Genomic DNA, 288 nt, shown 5'->3' with positions numbered 1-288 from the left:
CACCCCGGCCTCCGCGAGGCCGATCTGCGGCGCGGTCCGCACGTGCGCCACGTCCACCACGGTGGCGTCCACCCGGGAGAGCACGCCGAGCAGGGTCGCCAGCGCCCCCGGCCGGTCGACCAGCAGCAGGCGCAGCGACAGGTACCGGCCCGCCGCCGCCATGCCGTGCCGCCGCACCCGCTGCATCAGCAGCGGGTCGACGTTCCCGCCGGAGAGCACCGCCACCACCGGCCCCTCGACCGCCTGCGGCTCCTGGAGCAGCAGGGCCACCGGGCTCGCCCCGGCCGG

Annotated in this window: 1 pseudogene; it reads right to left on the bottom strand. The window is 78.8% G+C overall.

Features of this window, described 5'->3' with window-relative positions:
• Positions 1-288: pseudogene (locus LO771_RS30380) on the bottom strand (threonine ammonia-lyase); the annotation flags it as partial.

The organism is Streptacidiphilus sp. ASG 303 (assembly GCF_020991365.1).
GTDB lineage: Bacteria > Actinomycetota > Actinomycetes > Streptomycetales > Streptomycetaceae > Peterkaempfera.
This window is presented reverse-complemented; position numbering and strand designations above follow the sequence as displayed.